The sequence below is a fragment of the Rhizobium bangladeshense genome (genome assembly GCF_017357245.1).
In the GTDB taxonomy this organism is placed as follows: Bacteria; Pseudomonadota; Alphaproteobacteria; order Rhizobiales; family Rhizobiaceae; genus Rhizobium; species Rhizobium bangladeshense.
In genome coordinates, this window is record NZ_CP071612.1 from 3,200,483 (window position 1) to 3,225,486 (window position 25,004).

At 60.8% G+C, this 25,004-nt stretch carries 21 protein-coding genes and 4 pseudogenes; 11 read left to right on the plus strand and 14 right to left on the minus strand.

The features are described 5' to 3' along the window. Positions 1-163 precede the first annotated feature (163 nt). The 7 genes and pseudogenes from J2J98_RS15590 (at position 164) to J2J98_RS15620 (ending at position 7,220) form a co-directional block, all read left to right on the plus strand. A pseudogene (locus J2J98_RS15590) lies at positions 164-1,743 on the plus strand (peptide ABC transporter substrate-binding protein). A gap of 48 nt (positions 1,744-1,791) precedes the next feature. Beyond that, positions 1,792-2,714: pseudogene (locus J2J98_RS15595) on the plus strand (ABC transporter permease subunit). Continuing rightward, positions 2,711-3,628 carry an ABC transporter permease gene (locus J2J98_RS15600; protein WP_064705801.1) on the plus strand — a complete coding sequence of 306 codons (918 nt, stop codon included), beginning with the start codon at positions 2,711-2,713 and terminating at the stop codon, positions 3,626-3,628. Before J2J98_RS15595 ends, J2J98_RS15600 begins: the two are co-directional and overlap by 4 nt. 1 nt (position 3,629) lies before the next feature. Beyond that, positions 3,630-4,631: an ABC transporter ATP-binding protein gene (locus J2J98_RS15605; protein WP_207601521.1), complete on the plus strand. Its 1,002-nt coding sequence runs from the start codon at positions 3,630-3,632 to the stop codon at positions 4,629-4,631. Then, positions 4,624-5,619 carry an ABC transporter ATP-binding protein gene (locus J2J98_RS15610; protein ID WP_064705803.1) on the plus strand — a complete coding sequence of 332 codons (996 nt, stop codon included), beginning with the start codon at positions 4,624-4,626 and terminating at the stop codon, positions 5,617-5,619. The genes J2J98_RS15605 and J2J98_RS15610 overlap by 8 nt, the downstream gene beginning before the upstream one ends. Positions 5,620-5,771: 152 nt before the next feature. Continuing rightward, positions 5,772-6,113: a hypothetical protein gene (locus J2J98_RS15615; RefSeq protein WP_207601522.1), complete on the plus strand. Its 342-nt coding sequence runs from the start codon at positions 5,772-5,774 to the stop codon at positions 6,111-6,113. A gap of 219 nt (positions 6,114-6,332) precedes the next feature. Beyond that, positions 6,333-7,220, plus strand: a complete 888-nt coding sequence (locus J2J98_RS15620) for a sugar kinase (RefSeq protein ID WP_246569428.1) — start codon at positions 6,333-6,335, stop codon at positions 7,218-7,220. Between the two features lie 82 nt (positions 7,221-7,302). Here the strand turns inward: J2J98_RS15620 and gstI are convergent, their stop codons facing one another. Continuing rightward, positions 7,303-7,494, minus strand: coding sequence for a glutamine synthetase translation inhibitor GstI (gene gstI, locus J2J98_RS15625; protein WP_064804193.1), 192 nt, complete (start codon positions 7,492-7,494; stop codon positions 7,303-7,305). A 429-nt stretch (positions 7,495-7,923) separates the two neighbouring features. On the opposite strand from gstI, the gene J2J98_RS15630 reads away from it, so the two are divergent. Beyond that, on the plus strand, positions 7,924-8,964 hold the full coding sequence (locus tag J2J98_RS15630; RefSeq protein WP_207601523.1) for a glutamine synthetase beta-grasp domain-containing protein: 1,041 nt from the start codon (positions 7,924-7,926) through the stop codon (positions 8,962-8,964). A 238-nt stretch (positions 8,965-9,202) separates the two neighbouring features. Further along, positions 9,203-10,384 (plus strand): glycosyltransferase family 4 protein, encoded by a 1,182-nt coding sequence (locus J2J98_RS15635; RefSeq protein ID WP_207601524.1) that lies wholly within the window; start codon positions 9,203-9,205, stop codon positions 10,382-10,384. Here J2J98_RS15635 and J2J98_RS15640 read toward each other — a convergent pair. From J2J98_RS15640 to J2J98_RS15655, 4 genes and pseudogenes are all read right to left on the minus strand, one after another. Then, positions 10,332-10,665: pseudogene (locus J2J98_RS15640) on the minus strand (alpha/beta hydrolase fold domain-containing protein); the annotation flags it as partial. The gene J2J98_RS15635 and the pseudogene J2J98_RS15640 overlap by 53 nt on opposite strands. Before the next feature lie 186 nt (positions 10,666-10,851). After that, complete coding sequence (der, locus tag J2J98_RS15645; protein WP_064705807.1) at positions 10,852-12,273, minus strand: ribosome biogenesis GTPase Der; 1,422 nt, start codon at positions 12,271-12,273, stop codon at positions 10,852-10,854. Between the two features lie 16 nt (positions 12,274-12,289). Then, positions 12,290-12,973, minus strand: a complete 684-nt coding sequence (locus J2J98_RS15650) for a tetratricopeptide repeat protein (RefSeq protein WP_207601525.1) — start codon at positions 12,971-12,973, stop codon at positions 12,290-12,292. Positions 12,974-13,077: 104 nt separating this feature from the next. Beyond that, complete coding sequence (locus tag J2J98_RS15655) at positions 13,078-13,662, minus strand: NnrU family protein (protein WP_207601526.1); 585 nt, start codon at positions 13,660-13,662, stop codon at positions 13,078-13,080. A gap of 121 nt (positions 13,663-13,783) precedes the next feature. Between J2J98_RS15655 and J2J98_RS15660 the strand changes: the two genes are divergently transcribed. Then, the gene (locus tag J2J98_RS15660) at positions 13,784-14,773 is read left to right on the plus strand and encodes a polysaccharide deacetylase family protein (RefSeq protein WP_207601527.1); all 990 of its coding nucleotides are present in this window, start codon (positions 13,784-13,786) and stop codon (positions 14,771-14,773) included. Positions 14,774-14,826: 53 nt separating this feature from the next. Here J2J98_RS15660 and sbmA read toward each other — a convergent pair whose 3' ends face one another. The 9 genes and pseudogenes from sbmA to glpK all read right to left on the minus strand — a co-directional run bounded on the left by sbmA (position 14,827) and on the right by glpK (position 24,081). Beyond that, positions 14,827-16,092 (minus strand): peptide antibiotic transporter SbmA, encoded by a 1,266-nt coding sequence (gene sbmA / locus J2J98_RS15665; RefSeq protein WP_064705811.1) that lies wholly within the window; start codon positions 16,090-16,092, stop codon positions 14,827-14,829. A 218-nt stretch (positions 16,093-16,310) separates the two neighbouring features. Beyond that, the gene (locus J2J98_RS15670; RefSeq protein ID WP_207601528.1) at positions 16,311-17,525 is read right to left on the minus strand and encodes an MFS transporter; all 1,215 of its coding nucleotides are present in this window, start codon (positions 17,523-17,525) and stop codon (positions 16,311-16,313) included. 314 nt (positions 17,526-17,839) lie between these two features. Beyond that, on the minus strand, positions 17,840-18,598 hold the full coding sequence (gene map / locus J2J98_RS15675) for a type I methionyl aminopeptidase (RefSeq protein ID WP_207601529.1): 759 nt from the start codon (positions 18,596-18,598) through the stop codon (positions 17,840-17,842). Between the two features lie 82 nt (positions 18,599-18,680). Then, complete coding sequence (locus J2J98_RS15680; RefSeq protein WP_207601530.1) at positions 18,681-19,742, minus strand: LLM class flavin-dependent oxidoreductase; 1,062 nt, start codon at positions 19,740-19,742, stop codon at positions 18,681-18,683. A 257-nt stretch (positions 19,743-19,999) separates the two neighbouring features. Next, a pseudogene (locus J2J98_RS30380) lies at positions 20,000-20,148 on the minus strand (GIY-YIG nuclease family protein); the annotation flags it as partial. A 139-nt stretch (positions 20,149-20,287) separates the two neighbouring features. Next, positions 20,288-20,755 (minus strand): SRPBCC family protein, encoded by a 468-nt coding sequence (locus tag J2J98_RS15685; RefSeq protein WP_207601531.1) that lies wholly within the window; start codon positions 20,753-20,755, stop codon positions 20,288-20,290. Positions 20,756-20,845: 90 nt separating this feature from the next. Then, entirely contained in the window at positions 20,846-22,105 is a 1,260-nt protein-coding gene (locus tag J2J98_RS15690; protein ID WP_207601532.1) for an RNA polymerase sigma factor, read from the minus strand. Continuing rightward, positions 22,102-22,476 carry a YciI family protein gene (locus tag J2J98_RS15695; RefSeq protein WP_064705816.1) on the minus strand — a complete coding sequence of 125 codons (375 nt, stop codon included), beginning with the start codon at positions 22,474-22,476 and terminating at the stop codon, positions 22,102-22,104. The genes J2J98_RS15690 and J2J98_RS15695 overlap by 4 nt, the downstream gene beginning before the upstream one ends. Before the next feature lie 111 nt (positions 22,477-22,587). Further along, positions 22,588-24,081, minus strand: coding sequence for a glycerol kinase GlpK (gene glpK, locus J2J98_RS15700; protein ID WP_064706150.1), 1,494 nt, complete (start codon positions 24,079-24,081; stop codon positions 22,588-22,590). A 141-nt stretch (positions 24,082-24,222) separates the two neighbouring features. On the opposite strand from glpK, the gene J2J98_RS15705 reads away from it, so the two are divergent. Further along, a complete protein-coding gene (locus J2J98_RS15705; RefSeq protein ID WP_207601533.1) occupies positions 24,223-24,999 on the plus strand; it encodes a 3-hydroxybutyrate dehydrogenase in 777 nt (258 codons plus the stop codon). The last annotated feature ends 5 nt before the right edge of the window (positions 25,000-25,004 follow it).

Below are 25,004 nucleotides of genomic sequence, written 5' to 3' on the forward strand. Positions count from 1 at the left end.
GAAGACGTATATAGGCTTGTCCACAACCGAAAACCGGCCTCCGGATTTGGGGTTGCAACGCAAAGCCTTTGCGATAAGGTGCGCGCTGACCTGCACGTAAGAGGTCAAAGATCTGGGAACAAATGTCTAATAAAGGCGAAAAGCCTAGAAAGGTGGGCCCAACATGAACCAGTTCACGAAAAAATTTCTCGCCTCCGCAATGTTTGGCACATTGCTGGCATTTTCGGCGCACGCGGCTACGCTCAACATCCACAATGGTGGCGATCCGCAATCGCTCGATCCGCAAAAGCTCTCTGGCGACTGGGAGAATCGTATCGCCGGCGACATTTTCGAAGGCCTCGTCACCGAGGATGCGATGGACAATCCGATCCCCGGCCAGGCTGAAAGCTGGACCATTTCGCCGGATGGCAAGGTCTACACCTTCAAGCTTCGCGACGGCATCAAGTGGTCCGATGGCCAGCCGGTAACGGCAGGAGACTTCGTCTTCGCCTTCCAGCGCCTCGTCGACCCGAAGAACGCCGCCGACTACGCCTACCTGCAGTTCACCATCAAGAACGCCGAAAAGATCAGCAAGGGCGAGATCACCGATCTCAACCAGCTCGGCGTCAAGGCGATCGACGACAAGACGCTCGAAATCACTCTGGAAAATCCGACCCCTATTTCATCAACGCCCTGATGCACTACACGGCCTATCCGCTGCCGAAGCATGTCGTTGAGGCGAAGGGCCAGGATTGGGTCAAGATCGGCAACATCGTCACCAACGGCCCCTATAAGCCGACCGAATGGGTTCCGGGCTCGCATGTGACCACGGTCAAGAACGACCAGTGGTACGGCACCAAGGACCTGAAGATCGACGGCGCCAAGTTCTTCGTGCTCGAAGACCAGGAAGCCGCACTGAAACGTTACCGCGCCGGCGAGTTCGATATCCTCACCGACTTCCCGACCGACCAGTACGAGTGGATGAAGAAGAACCTGCCGGGTCAGGCGCATGTCGCCCCCTTCTCCGGCCTCTATTATTATGTCGTCAACTCGCAGAAGCCGCCTTTCAGCGACAAGCGCGTCCGCCAGGCTCTGTCCATGGCGATCAACCGCGAAGTAATCGGCCCGCAGATCCTCGGCACTGGCGAACTGCCGGCCTATTCCTGGGTCCCACCGGGCACGGCGAATTATGGCGAGCCGGCCTATGTCAGCTGGAAGGACCTGCCCTATAACGAGAAGGTCGCCGAGGCCAAGAAGCTGCTCGCCGAAGCTGGCTTCGGCCCGGACAAGCCGCTCCAAGCGGTCCTAAGCTACAACACCAACGACAACCACAAGCGCATCGCCGTGGCGATCGCTTCCATGTGGAAGCCGCTCGGTGTCAATGTTGAGCTCGTCAACGCCGAAACCAAGGTGCATTACGACCAGATGCAGCGTGGCCAGGTGGAGATCGGCCGTGCCGGCTGGCTCGCCGATTACAACGATCCGGACAATTTCCTGAACCTCCTGGTGACAGGCGTGCAGATGAATTACGGCCGCTGGTCCAATCCTGAATATGACAAGCTGATCAAGGACGGCAACGCTCAGACGGATCTCACCAAGCGCGCCGAAATCTTCAAGAAGGCTGAACAGCTGGCGCTTGATGAGTCCGCAGCCCTGCCGATCTATTACTATGTCTCGAAGAACGTCGTTTCGCCGAAGATCGAAGGCTTCGTCGACAACATCCAGGACATCCACCGCACGCGCTGGCTGTCGATGAAAGAGTAAGGGAAAACGGTCCTTCCCGCCGCTCGCGGGAAGGGCCGGCCCAAGACCATGATCAGATACGCCCTCCGTCGCCTGCTATCGACGATCCCCGTTCTGTGGATCGCCGTCACAGCCTGCTTTTTGTTTTGCGCCTTGCCCCCGGCGGCCCGTTTGATGGCGAAAGGCCATTGCCGCCGGTGATCCTGAAAAACCTTGCGGCTCACTACAACCTCGACAAGCCGCTGATCCAGCAATACCTGATCTATGTCGGCGACCTGCTGCGGGGCGATCTCGGCCCCTCCTTCGCCAGCGAGGATTTCACCGTCGCCCAGCAAATCATGATCGGCCTGCCCTATACCTTCACCATTGGCACGGCTGCCTTCCTGATTGCCATCATTGTCGGTGTAGGCGTCGGCTGTCTTGGGGCGCTCTACCAGAACAAGGCGCCCGATTACATTCTCGGTGCGCTCATCCTGGTCGGCGTCGTCTTGCCCAACTTCCTGATCGCGCCGATCCTGCAGCTCATCTTCGGCATTCACCTCGCCTGGTTTCCCGTTGGCGGCTGGGGTGACGGATCGATCAAATTCCTGATCCTGCCGATCGTCGTTCTGGCCCTGCCGCATGCAGGCCGCATCTCGCGCATCACCCGCGGTTCGATGATCGAGGTGATGAACCAGAACTTCATCCGCACCGCCAAGGCCAAGGGCATCGGTCCACGGCTGACGGTGATGCGCCACGCGCTGAAACCCGCCATGATGCCGGTCGTTTCCTATCTGGGTCCTGCGGCAAGCTACCTTCTCACCGGCTCGCTGGTTGTCGAAAGCATCTTCGGATTGCCCGGCATCGGCCGCTATTTCGTCAACGCAGCCCTGAACCGCGATTACGGCATGGTTCTCGGGACGGTCATCTTCTACATGGTACTGATCGTGTTCCTGAACCTTCTCGTCGATATCGCCTATGCCTGGCTCGACCCGAAAGTGAGAAACCGATGATCCTCAACCCCGCAAAACGCGAGCTGCTCACAGAGGAGCTTCTGCAGGCGGAAGGGCTGGCGCCCGAAGGCCGTTCGCTCACCAGGGATGCGCTGCGCCGCCTCGGACGCAACAAGGCCGCCGTGCTGTCGATTGCCGTCCTGGGGCTCCTGATCCTCGCCGCCTTTCTCGGCCCCTGGTTCATCCCCTTCAACTACGAGGACCCGGATTGGGCGGCCTTCCGCATCCCGCCCTCGATCGAGACCGGCCATTATTTCGGCACCGACCCGAACGGCCGCGACCTCCTTGCCCGCGTCCTCTACGGCACCCGCGTCTCGCTTGCCGTGGCGCTGACGGCAACCGTCGTGTCCGTCTTGATCGGCGTGCTCTACGGCGCGATATCTGGCTATATCGGTGGCAGGCTGGATGCGATCATGATGCGCTTCGTCGATATCATGTATGCCCTTCCCTACATCCTCTTCGTCATCCTGCTGATGGTTATCTTCGGTCGCAACGTCTATCTGCTGTTTGCCGCTATTGGCGCGCTGGAGTGGCTGACCATGGCCCGCATCGTCCGCGGGCAGACGCTGTCGATCAAGCATCGCGAATTCATCGAGGCGGCGCGTGCTTCCGGGCAGCGGCCGTTCAAGATCATCGTCAAGCACATCATCCCGAACCTCGTCGGCCCGGTGGTCATTTTTGCGGCGCTGACGGTGCCTGAAATCATCGCCACCGAAAGTTTCCTGTCCTATCTCGGCTTCGGCGTCCAGGAACCGCTGACCTCGCTCGGCACGCTGATCGCCGAGGGAACCGACGCCATGGAAAGCATGCCTTGGCTGCTGATCTTCCCGGCAAGTTTCCTCGTCGCCCTGCTGCTCAGCCTGCTCTTCATCGGCGACGGCCTGCGCGACGCCTTCGACCCGAAGGATCGATAGAATGCTTCAAGAAAAAGACATCCTGCTCGAACTCAAGGACTACTCCATCGCCTTCAAAACGCCGGACGGCGAGGTGAAGGCGGTCTCCAACATGAACCTCACGGTCCGGCGCGGCGAGCGCATCGCCATCGTCGGCGAGTCCGGCTCCGGCAAGAGCCAGACCTTCCTCGGCATCATGGGCCTGCTCGCCAAGAACGGCAGGACGGCGGGACAGGCGCTGCTCGAAGGCAAGGACGTGCTGTCGCTGAAACCGCGCGAGCTCGATCAGATCCGCGGCAAGGACATGGCCATGGTCTTCCAGGACCCGATGACCGCCTTGAACCCATCGCTGAAAATTTCCCGACAGCTGACCGAACAGCTGGAGGTTCACCGCGGCCTGACGGCGCGTGCCGCATCGGACGCTGCCCTCGACATGCTCAAACGCGTCGGCATCCCCGATCCGACGCGGCGATTCCATCTTTATCCGCACGAACTGTCAGGCGGCATGCGCCAGCGCATCGTCATCGCCATGGCGCTGCTCACCAAGCCGAAGCTCCTGATTGCCGACGAGCCGACGACCGCACTCGATGTCACCATCCAGGCGCAGATCCTCGACCTTTTCAACGACCTGACGGCGGAGATGAACACGGCGCTTGTCATGATCACCCACGATCTGGGCGTCGTTGCCGGCCTCGCCGACCGCGTCGCCGTCATGTATGCCGGCCGCATCGTCGAGGAGGCGCCCGTCGACGAGCTCTTCGACAATCCGGCCCATCCCTATACGGCGGCGTTGCATGCCTCTATCCCGCGGCCCGACCAAGATGTCGACGACCTCGTCGTTATTCCCGGGCGCCCGCCCAACCTGCAGCACCTGCCGAAGGGTTGCAATTTTTCGCCGCGCTGTTCGCAGGTCCAGGACGATTGCATCGACCGTCCGCCTCCGCTCGAAACGCTGGCGCCGCGCCACTGCGCCGCCTGCTACCATCCCTTCCCGCGTCGTGAGGAGTTGTTGAACCATGGCTGATCGGTCGCTGCTGAGGGTCGAAAACCTGACGACCCAGTTCGAACTTCCGGCAAAAGGCTTCTTCAAGCCGCCGGTCTTCCTCACCGCCGTCAACAATGTCAGCTTCGATCTCGCCGAAGGCCGCACGCTCGGTGTCGTCGGTGAATCCGGTTGCGGCAAGTCGACGCTCGGCCGCTCCATCCTACGGCTTTTGAAATCGCAGAAGGGCCGGATTCTCTGGCAGGGCCGCAATCTTCTCGACCTCACGGAGGAGGAAATGCGCGCGGCGCGCCGCGACATGCAGATCATTTTTCAGGATCCGATCGCTTCGCTCGACCCGCGCATGACGGTCGGAGACATCATCGCCGAGCCCCTCACCGTCTTCGAGCCGAAGCTTTCGAAGGCCGAGCGCACCGAACGCGTTCGTCAGATCATGGGCGCCGTCGGCCTGGTGCCGGAGATGATCAACCGCTATCCGCATGAGTTCTCGGGCGGCCAGGCGCAGCGCATCGGCATTGCCCGCGCCGTCATCACCAGACCGAAGCTCATCATCTGCGACGAGCCGGTATCGGCCCTCGACGTCTCGATCCAGGGCCAGGTGATCACGCTCCTGCGCAAGCTGCGCAAGGAATTCGGCCTGACGCTGATCTTCATCAGTCACGACCTTTCCGTCGTGCGCCTGATCTCGGACGATGTACTGGTGCTCTATCTCGGCCGTGTAGTGGAATCGGGCGACTGCGCCACCGTCTTCGATCATCCCGCCCATCCCTATACGCAGGCGCTCTTTTCCGCAGCCCCGATCCCGGACCCGAAACTCGCGCGGCTGCGTACCCGTATCCGCCTGCAGGGTGATCCGCCCTCGCCGCTCAACCCGCCGAAAGGCTGCGTCTTCTCACCCCGTTGTTGGAAGGCCACCGATATCTGTCGCACGGAAATGCCGCCGATCGAGGAAGTCCGCCCCGGCCAGAAGGCCGCCTGCTATCATATGGACAGGCCATCAATGGAATGATGGCCGCCTGACGCGGCCTTCACTTTCTTCCGCGGTCCAGCATCGCCATGTTTAATAGGGCTATTTTGGAATCTAAAGTCCTCGATAAGAAAGATTTATAGGAGCATATGCTATCCCGTTTCCGCCTAATCATGGGCCAGGGGAACGCATACATGAAATCGAAAGTATTGGGATCTATCGCACTTGCGGTCTCGGTCGTCTCGGCCTCCGCCATGCCCTCGCGTGCCGAGGATCTGAAGTTCCAGCTCACCAACGGAACCAATTCCGTGCTGACCCGCTTCTACAGCTCGCCGGCGGGCATCGACAACTGGGAGGAAGACGTGTTCGGCGAGAACGTCCTCAATCCGGGCGAAACCGCGAACATCACCATCGCCGATGGCCGTACCGTCTGCAAATATGACATGCGCTTCGAATTCGACGAAGACTCGGATCTCGAAACCACCGAAGACACGCAGGATCTTTGCGCGCTCGGAAGCTACACGATTCACGAATAAAGATCCTTTGCCGGCGCCCGCCTTCGCTTGCGCGCGAAGGCGGCTTTCCGTTCCTGTCGGAATAGCGCGCGCAACATCGAGCTTGTCACTCCGCCCCGCTCCGCGTATCAGCGGATGAAGCGTCAATTCAAAGCGATAGAGCAGCCTGTTACATCAGTAGCGCTCTGATGCCGGGAGGACAAGGTGAACGGAAGACGGTTTCTGTCGATCGGTGAATGCATGGTGGAACTCTCGCAGGCCGGCGACGGCCTGCTGCGCAAGGGCTTTGCCGGCGACACCTTCAACACCGCCTGGTATGCCCGCGCTTGCCTTGGCGCCGATTGGTCGGTCGATTATTTCACCGCGCTTGGCGACGACGCCATGTCGGACGAGATGGCTGCCTTCATCGCCGAGGCGGGTATCGGCACGAGCCTCATCCGCCGCATCAAAGGCAGGACGCCGGGCCTTTACATGATCAACCTGAAGAACGGCGAACGCTCCTTCAGCTATTGGCGCGACAGTTCCGCGGCCCGTAGCCTCGCTGCCGATCCTGACCATCTGCGCGAGGCGGTGGAAGCCGCTGATGTCATCTATTTCTCCGGCATCACCCTTGCCATCCTGCCGCAGGAGGATGCCGCAACGCTTCTCGCCGAGATCCGACGCGCCAAGGCCGTCGGCAAGCTCGTGGTTTTCGACCCCAACATCCGTCCTCGCCTCTGGTCGAGTTACGACGTAATGCATACGACGATCAGTGAAGGCGCCCGCTCCTCCGTGCTCGTCATGCCGAGCTTTGACGATGAGGCCGCCCATTTCGGCGACGATTCCATTGAGGCGACAGTCCATCGCTACCGCGCGCTAGGCGCCCTCAACGTCGTGGTCAAAAATGGCGCGGACGGTGTCACCTTGAATTTCGCCGGAGAGGAAACCTTCGTTCCGGCCGAAAAGGTCGAGAAGGTCGTTGACACCACCAGCGCCGGCGACAGTTTCAATGGTGCCTTCCTCGCACGATACCTCGATAGCGAGGACGCGCCGGCCGCCGCCCGCTTCGCCGCAGGCGTTGCGGCTCGCGTCGTCAGCGAACATGGGGCATTGGTTCCAAGAGAAAAACTTGGGTTGAGCGGTGGCTGAGCCCGCGCATGACGTCCCCGCAGGTATGCCATGCGCGAGCGCTCCCCGCCTATCGGTATTCTTGGCCGTTAAGGCACAAGAATCAGGACTTCGTCGGCCGATCTGTCTCGCGAACCGCCTCGTCATGATACCAGCAGCTATCGAGCGCCGCATCGCAGACATCAGCCGCCTCGCGCTCCATCAGCCTGGCGCGTTCGAACCGGTTTGCGGCGCGCGTCGGCTTGACGGGAAACTGGTAGATCGTCGCGGATTCACGATGGAAACCGGTGGGCATTGAGATCGCCTCCATTCCGTTCGGCGCATCGACATCAGGACTGCGACCATAGCATAGTGCACATAGTTTATGCAAATTGCACAAAATATATGCTCTACCAAAGGGTGATTGATCTCTATGCTGTCCTGATCAAGAGCTTCCCGCCTATTTGTTCAACACTTCATCACGACAGCGTAACGCCGATATTTTCATCCGGTTCCGAAGCGAAAAAACCCTTTCCTTCGGGATGATAAGGCGTTCAGCCTTCCTGAAGGCCGGATTTCGGCAAAAGAAAATGCGCGCCTATCGACCGGCTTGTAATTTTCTTCCATCGGCTGCCAAACTGGCACGCTACATGCTTCAACGAGTGCATCCCCTGGCGGCCGGACGCGCTTACGCGTCGAAATCGCCTCCGGATTTGCTCACCTTCGTAGCATTGAGAGAGTCACGATGACAAAATATAAGCTCGAGTATATTTGGCTCGATGGGTACACTCCGGTACCGAACCTGCGTGGCAAGACGCAGATCAAGGAATTCGACGCATTCCCGACGCTGGAACAGCTTCCGCTCTGGGGCTTCGACGGTTCGTCGACGATGCAGGCCGAAGGCCGCAGCTCCGATTGCGTGCTGAAGCCCGTCGCCATCTATCCTGACCCGGCCCGCACCAACGGCGTTCTCGTCATGTGCGAAGTCATGATGCCCGATGGCGTCACGCCGCATCCGAGCAACGCCCGCGCCACCATCCTCGACGACGAAGATGCATGGTTCGGCTTCGAACAGGAATATTTCTTCTACCAGAACGGCCGTCCGCTCGGTTTCCCTGAGCAGGGCTATCCGGCTCCGCAGGGTCCTTACTACACCGGCGTCGGCTATTCGAACGTCGGCGACGTCGCCCGCAAAATTGTCGAGGAACACCTCGATCTCTGCCTCGCTGCCGGCATCAACCATGAAGGCATCAATGCCGAAGTGGCCAAGGGCCAGTGGGAATTCCAGATCTTCGGCAAGGGCTCCAAGAAGGCCGCCGACCAGATCTGGATGGCGCGCTACCTCCTGCAGCGCCTGACCGAAAAATACGGCATCGACATCGAGTATCATTGCAAGCCGCTCGGCGACACCGACTGGAACGGTTCGGGTATGCATTGCAACTTCTCGACGAAGTACATGCGCGAAGTCGGCGGCAAGGCTTATTTCGAGGCGCTGATGGCCCAGTTCGAAAAGAACCTGATGGACCACATTAACGTCTACGGCCCGGACAATGACAAGCGCCTGACGGGCAAGCACGAGACGGCTCCGTGGAACAAGTTCAGCTACGGCGTTGCAGACCGTGGCGCTTCGATCCGCGTACCGCACTCCTTCATCAAGAACGACTACAAGGGCTATCTGGAAGATCGCCGTCCGAACTCGCAGGGCTGCCCCTACCAGATCGCGTCCCAGGTTCTGAAGACGATCTCGGAAGTTCCGCTCTCCGGTTCGGCTTCCGCTGCCGCTTAACCTCCCAAGCGGCGCCGGCCTCCCCGCCGGCGCCGTTTCTTTTTAAGGCTGTGAGGCTTTCTCCCGCCCGACATAATTGCCGGCTTTACGGCGTTAAGCTCCTGTAACCGTTCATACAGGGCTGTAATATTTCCATCATGCTCATGCCTCAAAATAAAGAGGCGGGAATCGCCATTCCGGAACCCCGCTAAGGGGTAGAGCGTTGCCAGATCATCGCGACGCGGATGGAAATCGTGACATGCTGCAACGTCCGGCAAATACTTATAGCGGCGAGAGCTGGGCCAATGCTGCAGCCGCCGGAAACCTGCCGGAAAGGCTGGTGATCGTCACCGACGCCTGGCATCCGCAGGTCAACGGGGTCGTCCGCTCCATCGAGAACACCAATCGCGAACTGGCGAAAATGGGTGTCGAGGTTGCGATGGTGACGCCGGAGCGCTTCAACAGCATTCCCTGCCCGACCTATCCGGAGATACGTCTCTCGATCGCCAGTTACCGCCGCGTCGCGCACGAGATCGAAAAGCACAATCCGTCTTATGTGCATATCGCCACCGAAGGTCCGCTGGGGTTGACCGCCCGCCGCTGGTGCCTGCGCAAGCGCATGCCTTTCTCCACCAGCTATCACACGCGCTTTCCGGAATATGTTTCTGCCCGCCTGCCGATCCCGCAGAGCTGGCTCTATGCCTTCGTGCGTTGGTTCCACAACGGCGGCGCCGGCTGCATGGTGGCGACGCCAAGCCTTGCCCGCGAATTGTCGGCAAGAGGCATCAAGAACCTGATGCCCTGGACCCGCGGCATCGACGCCACGCAATTCCATCCGATGCCGCTTGAGCCGGAGCCGCTTGGTCTGCCTCGCCCGATTTTCATGACGGTCGGGCGCGTGGCGCTGGAAAAGAACCTGCCGGCATTTCTCGACCTCGACCTGCCGGGCTCCAAGGTCGTCGTCGGCGATGGTCCGGCGCGCGCAGAGCTGGAGCAGCGTTACCCCAACGTACATTTCACCGGAGTGAAATTCGGCGAGGATCTGGCCAAAATCTATGCTCAGGCCGATGTCTTCGTCTTTCCCTCACTCACCGATACCTTTGGCAACACCATTCTCGAAGCCTTGGCATCGGGCGTGCCGGTCGCCGCCTACCCGGTCACCGGCCCGCTCGATATCATCGGCGAGGACAGCGAGGTCGGGGCACTCGACGCCGACCTGCGCGCCGCCTGCCTGGCCGCCCTCTCCGCCTCGCGCACCAAGGCGCGAGAGCTTGCCATGCAATATTCCTGGGAAGCGGCGACGCAGCAATTCATCAACAATATTCGCGCTGCCAATGGGGTCATCACGCCGAAATGGAGAAAGGCATGGCAATTCGCCAAGTCGCTCCCTAGAAGCAGAAAGCCTGGCGATACCGCCGGGCCTCTCCCATCTGCAGACTGATCCCTTGCTTGTGAAAGGCATTGCGCAGCGTTTCCGCGACCGCAATGGCGCTGCGCGCGGCAGGCGTTTCGGCGATGGCGTTCAGCAGCACGAAGTGGTGGATCGTACCGTTGTAACGCATTGACGTAACCTTGACGCCGGCCTGGCTGAGCTTGCGGGCATAGGCCTCGCCCTCGTCACGCAACAACGTCGCTCTCGTCGACGATAACGAGCGCTGGCGGCAGGCCGTTCAACTGCTCCAGCGACGCCTGCAGCGGCGAAGCTGTGGGCTCCTTGCGCTGAGGCCACCCCTCTGCCCTGCCGGCATCTCCTCCACAGGTGGGGAGATTGGCTCGGCGGACCCACTCATTCCAACATCAATTGCTTGGGGAGATTCCATCTCCAAGTCGATCTCCCGCTTGTGGGAGAGATGTCCGGCAGGACAGAGGGGGGTCCAAGTATAGCGACGCCAGCCAGCGCCTCTAACCTTACGTCCGTTTTTTCTTCGACTCGTACGGATTGTCAGGCGAGCGGAAATGGATGCGGATCGGCACGCTGGGCATGTCGAAATCGGCGCGCAAGCCGTTGATCAGGTATCGCGTATAGGATTCCGGCAGCGCGTCCGCGCGGGTGCAGGAAATCATGAAAGCCGGCGGGCGAGCCTTAACCTGCGTCATATATTTCAGCTTGATGCGGCGGCCGGAAACGGCCGGTGGCGGATGCTGGATCTGCTGCGTCTCCAGCCAGCGATTGAGCCTCGCCGTTGAGATGCGCTTGTTCCAGACCCTGTCGGTATCGATGATCGACTGCATCAACTTGTCGAGGCCCCAGCCGGTCTGGCCGGAGATCGGCACGGCGCGGATGCCGCGCGCCTGCGGCAGCAGCCGCTCGGTCTTTTCGCGGAGATCCGCAAGTACCGCCTGCCGATCCTCGATCATATCCCACTTGTTGAAGGCAAGCACGGCCGCGCGGCCCTCGCGCAGCACGAGGTCGACGATCTGCAGGTCTTGCTTCTCGAACGGGATCGTCGCATCGAAGACGATGACAACGGTTTCGGCGAAGCGGATGGCGCGCAGCGCGTCGGCCACCGAAAGCTTTTCCAGCTTCTCCGTCACCCGCGCTTTGCGGCGCATGCCGGCAGTATCAAACATCTTGATGGTGCGGCCGCGCCAGTCCCATTCCACCGAAATGGAATCACGCGTGATGCCCGCCTCCGGACCAGTCAAAAGCCGATCCTCGCCGAGGAAGCGATTGATCAGCGTCGATTTGCCCGCATTCGGCCGGCCGACGATCGCCACCCGCAGAGGCTTCGTTTCATCATAGGCTGGCTCTTCGTCCTCGCCGTCGGCCGTGCTTTCGCTCTGGGGGATGTCGACATCGGTAACCGCCACATCCTCCTTGGCGTAGGCCCTGTCTTTACCGATCGCCTCGACGATCGCGTCGCGCAGATCGAGCATGCCTTGCCCGTGCTCGGCCGAAATCGGCGTTGGCTCGCCCAGCCCCAGAGTATAGGCTTCGTAGAAGCCGCTGTCGGAACCACGCGCTTCAGATTTGTTGGCGACGAGCACCACCGGCTTGCCGCGCCGGCGCAGCATTTCGGCAAGAGCGGTATCGACGGGCGTCAGCCCGTTCTTGGCGTCGACGACGAATAGCGAAAGATCGGCCTCGTCGATTGCCGCTTCCGTCTGAGCGCGCATCCGGCCCTGCAGGCTTTCCTCGTGAGCTTCTTCCAGACCGGCCGTGTCGATGATCGTAAAGGTCAGGCCCATCAGCCGCGCATCACCCGGCCGGCGGTCGCGTGTCACGCCGGGCGTATCATCGACCAGCGCAAGCTTCTTGCCCACCAGGCGGTTGAAAAGCGTCGACTTGCCGACATTCGGACGACCGACGATGGCGACCGTGAAACTCATTGTTTTTCCTTAAAACTCAGCCCTGCGCGGCGGGCGCCTTGCCGGACGCGGTAATAAGATCAAGCATCATCTGAGCGCGATTGGCAACAGGGCGCGGGCTGCCGGTGTCGTCGACGACCGACTGGAACCATTGCCGCGCCTGCGCCACGTTGCCGGCCTTGTATGCGGCCAGGCCAAGTGCTTCCCGCGCCGAATGGCGGAAGGCGTTACTCGGCACGGCCATTTCTTCGATCGCAGCCGAAACCTGCTCATACGAGCCGTTCTCGATCAGCAGCCAGCCCGCGCGCATTTTGGCGACATCACGCACCGCAGCAGGAACGCTGTTGTCTTTGCCGATCTCGTTGAAGGCGGCGATCGCCGCGCCAGTATCGCCCTTCTGCGCCTGGACGGTCGCGGCCCGCATACGCGCCAGCACCGGATAGGCGCCATGCCCTTCCTTCTCCAGCTTTCCGAGCGCGGCCAAGGCCTCATCGTTCTTGTTCTCGTCGGCAAGCTTCATCGCCGCCAGGAATTGATCGCCGGCGCCGGAGGAGCGGTTGTCGTCCCAATAGTCGTAGAGCACCTTGCCGGCGGTGCCGACGACGATCAGGATGGCGACGACAATGATATAACGGCCAAACCGGCGCCAGACGCCCTTCATCTGGTCGGACCGCAATTCCTCATTGACCTCACGGATGAAGCTGTCGTCGTTAAATGCCATTCTCGTCTCCGGCCGCGGATATACCCATAACTTTGCGCAAAATGCACATTGCCCGGCCTTCTACTCCATTTTGCCGCTGTTGTAAGGGGGATGTGAAAGATTCGTTACACGACAAGCGGCGAAACACCGATCAGCCATTCGTGCAGCTTCCAGATGATCAGCGCCCAGGCGACGATGCCGATGACGACGGCATAGAGGTCGTATTTGGCCGAGACGAAGGGCCGGAGCGTGATTTCCCCCGCCCGCTCGCGGCGCTTGAGCGAAATGCGCACGATCACGCCCCAGGCAAGAAACGCCGTAAACAGCAGAACCGACGACGTCTCGCCATTGGCGAGCAAATGCGCCAGCGCCCAGACCTTCACCGACAGCACCATCGGATGTTTCGTCCTGGTTGCTATATGCCCCGCGGGCAACAGCGAAGCGACCAGACAGATCATCGCGATCAGCATCAGCGTGATGGCGATATGCGCCGTCCAGACCGGCGGACTGTAAAGTATGCCCGTCACCTGACGCGCCTGCCCGAATCCGTAGATCAACAGGATCAGCGTCGCCAGACTCGCGATCGAATAGGCTGCCCGCCAGCCCTTCTCGCCGAGGCTTGCGATCATCGACCGGCGAAAGCCGGGCGACACCACCCGTACCAGATGCACGCCGAGGAAAAGTATGATGCCGACGATAAGCAATGTCATTGCGCGCCCTTTCCGTGCAGTTTGTCATGGCTTAGCGACTTGCGCGAAAAAATGCCAGTAACACCGCAGCTTCGCCGCAATTCTGTCGGAGGGAAACCGCGAACAAATTGTCGCGGTGCTCATGTCTCGTCTTTTCCTCGCCTCCTGTCTGGTTGCCTCCCTCATTCTTCCTGCGGCGGCAGAGGCGGCCGACCGGCCGAAGCAGCTCGTCATCATCTCCTTCGACGGCGCCCACGACAATGCGCTCTGGCTGAAAAGCCGCGAAATGGCTGCCAGGACTGGCGCCCATTTCACCTACTTCCTTTCCTGCACCTTCCTGATGAACGAGGCGGCCAAGAAGGCCTATCAGGCGCCGCACCAGAAAAGCGGAAAATCCAATATCGGTTTTGCCCAAAGCGACGACGAGATCCGCGAACGCCTGGGCAATATCTGGCATGCCCATCTCGAAGGCCACGACATGGCAAGCCATGCCTGCGGCCATTTCGACGGCCGCCTATGGAGTGAGGCCGACTGGTCGGCCGAATACGCGACCTTCCATGCCACGTTGAAAAATGCCTGGAAGAGCGTCGGCCTCGATGAGCCGGCCGGCTGGCAGGAACTGGTCGATCATGGCATCAAGGGCTTCCGCGCTCCCTATCTCTCCGCAACCGCGGGTGCCGACATGATCGCCGCCGAGAAGAAGGCCGGTTTCACCTATGATGCGAGCCTTGTGACCAAAGGCCCGGCCATGCCTGTGGAGGAAGACGGCATCATCCGTTTCGGCCTCCCCCTGATTCCCGAAGGCCCGAACGAAAAGCCGATCATCGGCATGGACTACAATCTCTTCGTCCGCCACTCCAAGGGTAAGGAGGACAGGGCGGATTCGAAGGAGTTCGAGGACCGCGCCTACGCCGCCTTCTCCCAGGCCTTCGACCGTCAGTACAGCGGCGACCGCATCCCTCTCCAACTCGGCTTCCATTTCGTCGAGATGAACGGCGGCGCCTACTGGCGCGCGCTGGACCGCCTCGTCAGCGACGTCTGCCATCGGGCTGACGTGGCCTGTGTAAGCTATTCCGAAGCGGTTCCGATGATTGAGGCACGCGGGAAACTGCAGCGAGTGTCAGGTCTCTGAGAAGAGCTTTTGGAATGAGAGGCGGTGCCGTGGTCCAGCGAGGGGCTTACCCATCAACCATCAGCGTGCACAACGCCCCCTTCCCGCTCTAGATAACGTTGGTCGATCTCCGGCAACGGTTCATCATAGATGGCCGCCTCGAAGGCCTTGAGGCGCTTATGGATGGAGAGCAGTTCGATGATCGTCGTCCAGGAATTGACGAGATATTGGAAGGAGTTGCTCACCTGGCCGAAGGCGGTCGAGATCTGCTGGAAGATCCCGTAAGTGATGGCACCCGCCACGATCGTCGGCACCAGCATGAAGACCACAAAAAGCGCATCCGCCTGAATGTAGAAATAGCGCGCGACGTTGAAATACATGTAGTGGAAGTACATTCGGAAATAGTTGCGCCGAACGTTCTCGAAAAGCTCCCTGACCGTCAGCGGTTGGGCTCGGTCGGCGTGGTCTTCGCCATAGACGAGTTCCTTGCGATAGGCTGCTTCGACGCGCTGATTGCGGAAGTTCAGGCCAGGCAACTTTACGCCGGCTACTGCCAGCAGCAGCGTGCCGAAGGCCGACCAGAACAGCGCCAGCCAAAACAGCGAATTCGCCAGAGGCCCGATCACCGGCAATGCTGTCACATAGTGCGAGAGCGCCAGAAGGATCGGAAGGAAAACCACGAGCGTCATCACAGAGTTGATGAGGCTGATGCCGAGACCTTCGAGTGTGCTCGAGAAACGCATCGTATCTTCCTGGACGCGCTGCGAAGCCCCTTCGATATGACGAAGCTTTTCCCACTTCGACATGTAGAAATTGTTCATCGCCGTGCGCCATCGGAATATGTAATGGCTGGTAAAGAAGTCGGTCATGATCGACACGAACATGCTGAGAAATGCGATCTGACAGAAGACCCACATAAGGTCGTAGAAATTGTCGACGGTAATACCTGGCTGCTTCGACAGCGCATTCTGCAGGAGATCGCCGAACGGCCGGCGCCAGTTGTTGATCACAACGGTGATCTGAACGCCGAAATAAGTCACGAAGATGATCAGCGCCGAGCCCCAGATCGACCACAGCTTCCAGGGATGGTGCAGCGCTTTCAGATGCCACGCGCCGCAGAAGATTACCGCGGATAAGAAGAAATAGCTGTAGAACCAGACGTTTTCGGGCAGCAGGAAAAACGAGAGGTCGATCGGCTGCTGATCCTCAGGAACCGGTGTGAAACCGAGAGAGAGGCCGAGACCGGCGGCGAAGAGATACCAGCCGGCAATGGAAATCAGCGTCCAAACAACAAGCGAAGAAAAGAATGCCTTGGGCTGGGGAAAAAACGAATGAAACACGGGGGGCTTTGCTTTCCTGAACTGTGAGTCTCGGGAGTGTCGCGGAACACTGATTGTGCCGGAAACTAAGGCAGTTCGAAGGAAGCAGCAATGGCTTAGGCCCATTGTTACGGAGATGTAACCGGCCAGAGCAATTCCAGGAAAAGTGCGTGGCGCTTTCTCCGCCCGCAATTGCGCAGAGACAAAGAATGGCGTGGTTCTGCGAAAAGCCGACTGCGCTACGCGATTTTTCTGATGACCGGCATCACGAGCGCTGCGCAGACAAGAAGCGCTGCGGCAGCGACCACTGTCGGCACGGTGAAGCTGCCTGAACGTTCGGCGATCCAGCCCGCGACGACCGGTCCGACGATCTGGCCGACGCCGAAGGCAGCCGTCATCATCGCCAGGATCCGCCGTGGGCTCTCGGGGGAGAGCTTGCGGCCGATCTGCAGCCCGTAGGCCGTGATCGCCAGGAACGTCGCTCCGAACAGCGCACCGCCGATCAGTGGCGCCACCGAAGGCGGCAGTGCCACAGTGGCGAGCACACCAGCGGCCTCGATGAGAAGCGCCACGACATAGACGCCACCAAGCCCGAGCGGCCTGACCAGTGGCTTCCAGGCAAACAGCGCCACCGCCGCCGTCAACCCGGCGATGAACCAGCAGAGAAACTCGACGAAGGCTCCCGTTGCGGACAGGCGCGCGATGGCTACGAGAAAAGTTGCCGTGATGACGTAGCCGAAGCCGAACAGGCCGTAGGACAGCGTGACGAGCACCATAGGCCGGTTCCAGTTGAGCGCCGGTTCCTTGCCCGCTCGCGCCGATTGCGCCGGCTCCTTGGGCAAGAGCCACCAGACGATGGCAAGGCTTACCGCGCAATAGATCGCCCCGCCGATCCAATCGGCGCGCCAGCCGCCCGGCCCGTCGTGAAAGCCGAGACCAATCAGCAGCACCATGACCGAGGAAAGCGCGATGCCCGCCCCCGGTCCGCCGAAATGCGCGGCCTGCACATGGTCATTGCCGGCAGCAGCCCCGTGGCTGAGCACGATCGATGAGGTAAAAACCATGGCGAAGGCGCTGGCAAGGCCGGCCAGGAACCGGATGACCGCAAAGACGGCGACGGACTCTGTAACCGCCATCGCGGCGAGAAGAATGGCGGTAGCAAGCAGTGCCAGCAGCGCCACCAGCCGTTCGCGCCCAGCCGCCCAGCCATAGGCCGCAAGCACGGCGCCGACAAGATAACCGACGAAATTCGCCGACGCGATAAAGCCGGCATCCGCCGCCGAAAGCGGCACGCCGCTCATCATGCCGGGCAGGATCGGCGTGTAGGAGAAGCGCCCGAAGCCCATTGCCGCCGCCATAGCGACGGCGCCGGCAGCGGCGGTAGCGACGAGGTCTGGCGAAGAATGGGGTGGGCGAGAAAGCATGCAGGGCTTATCGCGCTGCAGCACCGGCATCGCAAACGACTATTTCTGATCGATTGATCAATTCTGCGAAAGTCGATGGGTAGGTGAGTGCTCCGAGTTCGATGAATGCAAGGAGCGGCGTTGCGAAGTGCTTCGAGGCTTCGCCCTACGCGCTGCGCACCTCAGCTTGAGGAGTTTTAGAGGATGCCGCGGTAGTAATCCCCGACGCAGGACGATGCGCGCAGCCTCCAAGAGAGCCTCATCCGGAGGCGCTCGCAGGACCTCGAAGGACGAGGCGGTGCACCGATAATGGATGAATGAAGGAAGAGGGCTCAAGCGAAAAGAACACTCTGCCGAACCCGACCCTACACCCGCCCATCCGGCAAGGTCAGGATCACAGGTCCATTCCGCGTCGCAACCACCGTGTGCTCAAATTGCACGGTCGGCGCCTTCGGATCGGCATAGAGCGTCCACGCATCGTCGCCGCCTTCGGCCCAGGTCGCTCCGAGCGAAAGGAATGGCTCGACGGTGAAGACGAGGCCATCCGTCATCACACGCTTTTCCGAAGGGTCCGGCCAGGTGGAGAGCTCGGCCGGCTCCTCGTGCAGCGAGCGGCCGACGCCGTGGCTCGCCAGATTGGCGACCAGCGTATAGCGGTTCTTCTGCGCGAAAGCGCCGACGGCGGTGCCGATCTTCGCAAGCGGCTCGCCCGCTTTCACCTGATTGAGCCCCACCCAGAGCGCCCGCTTGCCGTCGCGGCAGAGGCGTTCGATCTTCGGCTTGACCGGGGGCATCGCAAAGGAAGCGCCGGTGTCGGCAAAGAAGCCGTCCTTTTCCGCCGAGACGTCGATATTGATCAGGTCGCCGGCCTGGATGACACGCGCGCCTGGAATGCCGTGGGCGATTTCTTCATTGACGCTGATGCAGGTGGCGCCGGGAAACTGGTAGCAGAACTCCGGCGCCGAGCGCGCGCCGGAATCCTCGAGCACCTTACGGCCGATCCGGTCGAGCTCAAGCGTCGTCATGCCGGGCTCCATCGCCGCCGCCATGACCTGGATGGCGTTGGCGCAGATCCGGCCGATCTCCTTGAGCTTTGTCAGTTCATCGTCGTTTGCGATTACCATTCGTCTCTTCCGGCCTTGCGCGGGACGGCCGCGGCCGTCTTAGAGCGCGCATCCGGGAGGACGCGCTGAGGGGTTGCGCTGGTTAAGCCGTGGCTTTCGACCCTTCGCCCCTTTCAGTCAATGCCTTTCTGACGATCGGCGCGACTTTCGTCCCGTAGAGCTCGATGCCGCGCATGATCTGATCATGCGGCATCAGGCCGATCGCCATCTGCAGCAGGAAGCGGTCGTTCTTGAATATCGAGTGATGGGCGATGATCTTTTCCGCGACCGCCTCAGGATCGCCGACGAAGAGCGCGCCGTTCGGCCCGCGCGACAGATCGAAATGCGCCCGGCTCGTCGGTCCCCAGCCGCGCTCGCGGCCGATACGGTTCATCACCTCGGCCTGCGGCCCGTAGAACTGGTCGGCGGCTCTCTCGGTGGTGTCGGCGATGAAGCCATGGACATTGATGCTGGTCTTCAGCTTCGCCTGATCCTGCCCTGCCCGGCGCGCGGCCTCCCGGTAGAGGTCGAAGAGCGGCGCGAAACGGCGCGGCTCGCCGCCGATGATCGCGAGCGCCACCGGCAGTCCGAGCGCGCCGGCGCGCGCCACCGACTGCGGTGTGCCACCGACCGCGACCCACAGCGGCAGCGGATCCTGCAGCGGCCTCGGATAGACGCCGCGTCCGTTGATCGCCGCGCGAAGCTCACCCTTCCAAGAGACGATCTCGTTGTCGGTCAGCGCCAGAAGCAGGTCGAGCTTTTCCTCGAAAAGCTGGTCGTAATCCTCGAGATTGTAGCCGAACAGCGGGAAGGACTCGATGAAAGAACCACGCCCTGCCATGATCTCGGCACGGCCGTTGGAAATGAGGTCAAGCGTCGAAAACTGCTGGAACACACGCACCGGATCGTCGGAGGAGAGCACGGTGACCGCGCTGGTCAGCCGGATGTTCTTGGTCTTGACGGCCGCAGCCGCCAGCGCCACGGCGGGAGCCGACACCGCATAATCCGGCCGGTGGTGTTCGCCGAGCCCGAAGACGTCGAGGCCCACCTGATCGGCAAGCTCGATCTCCTCGATCAGATGCTTCAGCCGTTCGGCCCCTTCCACTCCCTTGCTGCGGGAGGGATTGGGATTGACATCGGCGAATGTGTAAAGGCCCAGTTCCATCGTCGGCATCCTGTTGAACTCGATCCGGAGATAGGGATGGCGGTGATGGAGCGCAAACACAAATTGTGGAACGGATTGTTCGAGAATCTTGATAGGCGGCGGTAGTTTTCACGACTCGTTGGACGCCTTCAGCGACATCTAACAGAGCGAACATTGTACGATGGCAAACAGTCCCTGCGCCATGGACATGGCGCCGCTGGATTCCTGTGACAAGCACAGGAATCCAGCAGTCGTGCGTCCGCACGACGAGGAACTCATCATAGACCGAGAAGGTGAAAGGAGATGTCTCCCACTCGGGATCCTCTCGGTCGATCAGATTGAGCTTTCACTGCCGCGTCCATTTCTTGACCGTCTTCTCCCGTGTGATCGCCGTTGTGAGCAAATCATGCTCCTCGAAACACACTAACCGCGTCGCCATGGCGACCAGGCCAAAATTGAATCTGAATTCAACGACTTCGAAGCCTCAGCGGAATCATTTTACAAGCTGCCTCACACCGTGCTTGAAGCATCGGACCGCGCGGCCTTCACCACGCCGCCCCTGACAATCACATCTTTGCCAACAGCTCCGCCAACTGGTCCGCGGCCTTGCCCCATCCCTCATGGAAGCCCATTTTCTCGTGCGCTTCCTTGTCCTCGGCGCGCCAGTGCAGCGCCCTGCCCGTATATTTCGTCCTGCCGTTGCCGAGGTCTTCCAGCAGGATGACGCCGGTGAAGAAAGGCTTTTCGGCAGGCACCCAGGCGCTGGTATAGGCATCGGTGAAGACGATCTTCTCGTTCTCGACGATTTCGAGATAGACGCCGTGGTTCGGATATTGGTTGCCCTCGGGATCCTGCATGACGACAACGCTGGCGCCGCCGGGGCGGACATCGAGCGTCGCCTCTGCAACACTCCACGGGCGCGGGACGAACCACTGCTTCACAAGATCCGGATCGGTCCATGCCTTGAAGATCTTGTCGCGCGGGGCGTCGAATTCCCGGGTTAGGACGAGTTCATGTTGCGTGCTGGCGGTCATTTCAACATCTCTCCGTTTGAATGAAACCTGTTTCCTATCAGGTTGTTACAAGGACGTGTCAAACTCCGCCGTTCCGACAGTGCGCCGAAATTATTTTGCAATCGGCTGCGCCGCCTCTTCCTGCATCTTGTCGATCTGCCGGCGGATATGGGCGGCTTCCGCCGCCGAATGGGCAAGCGCGATGGCATGGTCGAAGGCTTCGCGCGCCTGGCTGGTCAAGCCAAGCTGCTTCAGCAGCCCGCCCCGCAGACCGTGATAGTAGAAGTAGCCACCGAGCTTCTCGCCGAGCGGATCGATGAGATCCAGCGCCTCCTGCGGCCCGCGCAGCTTCGAAACAGCGACCGCGCGATTAAGCGTTACCACAGGCGAAGGCTGAACACGCTCCAGCGCGCGGTAAAGCAGATCGATTTCCGTCCAGTCGGTGTCTTCGGCGCGTTTCGCGCGGGAGTGGATGGCGGCGATGGCTGCCTGAAGCTGGTAGGGGCCGGGTTGGCGATGGCGCAGCGCCTTGTCGAGCAGCGCCAGGGCCTCATTGATGAAAAGCTGGTTCCAGAGAGAGCGGTCCTGATCTTCGAGCAGCACGATCTCGCCTTCGGCGCTGAAACGCGCCGGGCGGCGCGATATTTGCAGAAGCATCAGCGCAAGCAACCCCATCAACTCCGGTTCTGACGGAAAGATGTGCAGCATCAGGCGTCCCAGGCGGATCGCTTCGTCGCTGAAGGCGGCGGCCTCATGCCTGGGGTCGGCCTGGCTGTAACCCTCATTGAAGATCAGGTAGATCATCGTGCTGACGATCGAGAGGCGTTCGGCCCGTTCCTGCGGGCTCGGCGTTTCGAAAGGCACTCCCGCCTTGGCGACACGCGCCTTGGCCCGCGTGATGCGCTGCTCCATGGCACTTTCCGAGACCAGGAATGCGCGCGCGATCTGCGTCACCGAAAGACCGGAGACAATGCGCAGCGCCAGCGCGATCTGCTGGGTCCCCGGCAGATCCGGATGGCAGCAGATAAAGAGAAGCCTCAGGATATCGTCGCGATAATTGGAATCGTCGAGCCGCTCGGCAATGTCGCCTTCGGCATCCTCGGTATCGGAAATGACGTCCTCGTCCGGCAGTGCCTGAAGCTTCGACCGTTTGCGCACCGCATCGATGCCGCTGTTACGACCGACGAAAATGAGCCAGGCCGTCGGATCGCGCGGCGGCCCTTTTTCCGGCCATGTCCGGATCGCCCGCAGGCACGCCTCCTGAAACGCCTCCTCCGCGGTATCGAGATCACGGAAATAGCGCAGCAGAGCGCCGAGCGCCTTCGGCCGGGCGGAGGCAAGCGCGAGGTCGATCCAGGCAATGTCGGTCATGATGCAGCATCTCCCGGCCTGAACACGTAGAAAGGCCGAATTTCGTAAGAGGTGGAGCCGGGATTGACGGCGGATAGCTGTTTCGAGAAGGCGACTGCCTCGTCGAGCGTATCGAAATCAACCACGTAGAAGCCGAGAAGCGCCTCTTTCGTTTCCGCGAACGGCCCGTCGATGACCAGGGCCTCGTCCTTGCCCTTGCGCACGGTCGTCGCCGCCGTCGTCGGCATCAGCCGGCCGACCGGGCCGAGCTTGCCGGACACAGCAAGCGGCTCCTGCACAGCATAAAGTTTTTCCATGACAGCAGCCTCCTCCTCCTTGGTCCAGGCGAAGACGGTTTCCTCATGGGCGTAACAAAGGATTGCGTAAAGCATCGGTCACTCCTCTCTCCGAATGACGAAGGAGTAACGGCTTAGCCGACAGGCCGCATCAAAAAATTATCAGCTCAAGCTGCGATTGCAGGAACCGCCGGCTCTTATCGAAGGCTAGCCCTCGCTCAGCGTCCGCTTAACCGCATTCTTCCAACCCTTGAGCTTTGCCGCCCGCACCTTCTCGTCCATGTCGGGTTCGAAACGGCAGTCGCGTTTCCACCTCGCCGAAAACCCGTCCTTATCCGGCCACACTCCCGCTCGGCTGCCGGCCAGCCATGCCGCACCCAGGGCGGTGGTCTCCAGGATAACAGGGCGGTCGACGGGGGCATCGAGCAGGTCGGCGAGGCGCTGCATTGTCCAGTCGGAGGCGACCATGCCGCCATCGACGCGCAGCACCGTATCGTCGCCGGCATTCTTCCAGTCCTTCTGCATGGCATCCAGGAGATCGCGGGTCTGGTAGCAGACCGCTTCGAGCGCCGCGCGGGAAAGTTCCGCCGGTCCGCTATTGCGCGTCAGTCCGAAGATGGCGCCCCGCGCCTTGGCATCCCAATGCGGTGCGCCAAGCCCGGTGAAGGCCGGTACGAGATAAACTTCCTGCGTGGGATCGGCCCTTTCGGCAAGAGCGTTGGTTTCAGCGGCACTGCCGATGATCCGGAGCCCGTCGCGCAGCCACTGCACGGCAGCACCCGCGATGAAGATCGAGCCTTCCAGCGCATAGGTCGTTTCGCCGTTCAGACGGTAGGCGATGGTCGTCAGCAGCCGGTTTTTCGAACGCACGATGTCGGCGCCGGTGTTGAGCAGCGCAAAACAGCCGGTGCCGTAGGTCGATTTCAGCATGCCCGGCGCAAAGCAGGCCTGACCGATGGTCGCCGCCTGCTGGTCGCCTGCGACACCGAGGATCGGGATTTCGGCGCCGAAGATATCTGCCTCGACAGTGCCGAAATCGGCGGCGCAATCCTTGACCTCCGGCAGCATGGCGGCCGGCACTCTCAGAATGTCGAGCAGATCCTCGTCCCAGGCGTTGTCGGCAATGTTGTACATGAGCGTGCGCGAAGCATTGGTCGCGTCGGTGACGAAACTCTTGCCGCCCGTCAGCCGCCAGATGAGAAAAGTGTCGATCGTACCGAAGCAGAGATCGCCTCTGGCGGCACGCGCCCTTGCACCCTTCACATTGGCGAGCATCCAGGAAAGCTTTGTGCCGGAAAAATAAGGATCCAGGATGAGGCCGGTCTTCTTGGTGAAAAGCCGCTCGAGATCCTGCCGTTTCAGGTTGTCGCAATAGCTTGCCGTGCGCCGGTCCTGCCAGACGATCGCATTCTGGATCGGTCGGCCGGTCTCACGTTCCCAGACGACGACCGTCTCGCGCTGGTTGGTGATGCCGAGCGTGGCAACATCCTTGGCCGTGATTCCGGCGCCGCGCAGCGCCATATGGACGGTGGAAACGACCGAATCCCAAATCTCTTCGGGATCGTGCTCCACCCAGCCGGAGCGCGGATAGATCTGGGTGAATTCCTTCTGGCCCTTGCCGGCGACACGCATGTCGCCATCGAAGACGATCGCCCGCGTCGAGGTCGTCCCCTGATCGATCGCCAGAACATATCCACCCATGAAATCCTCCTCAAGCATATGATTATCGTAACAATTCAATAGGACACGCATGCGGGAGAGAAAAGCGAATAAAGCGCAATTGCCAGCCTGCCGGCTTTGGGCATAACCTCGCTGCGAATATCGCGATGTCAGGAGAACAGCATGAGCAGATCAGTCGTCGTCACCGGTTCCACCAGCGGCATCGGCCTTGCGATCGCCACCGCCTTCGCCGAAACCGGCGACAACGTCGTCATCAACGGGTTCGGAAATACCGATGAAATCAAGGCGATCGTCGAGCGGCTTGAATCAGTATCGAAGGGCCGGGTGATCTACCATCCGGCCGACATGACGAAACCTGCCGAGATCGCCGACCTGATCGGGACGGCGGCGAAAACCTTCGGCAGCGTCGATGTCCTGGTCAATAATGCGGGCATCCAGCATGTCGAGAAAATCGAGGATTTTCCTGTCGAGAAATGGGATCAGATCATCGCGATCAATCTGTCGAGCTCCTTTCATACGATGCGCGCCGCCATCCCGCTGATGAAGGCGAAGAAGCATGGCCGCATCATCAACATCGCTTCGGCCCACGCGCTCGTCGCCTCCCCCTTCAAATCCGCCTATGTCGCGGCAAAACATGGTATATTAGGCCTCACGAAGACGGCAGCGCTGGAGCTTGCCGAATTCGGCGTGACGGTCAACGCCATCTGCCCCGGCTACGTGCTCACGCCGCTCGTCGAAAAGCAGATACCCGATACCGCTAGGGCGCGCGGCATGACCGAGGAGCAGGTCAAGAGCGAGGTCATCCTCAAGGCGCAGCCGACGCATGAATTCGTCAAAGCCGAGGAGATCGGCGCGCTGTCGCTCTACCTCGCCAGCGACGCCGCCCGCCAGGTGACCGGAACGCATATCTCGATTGACGGGGGCTGGACTGCGGCTTAACCATT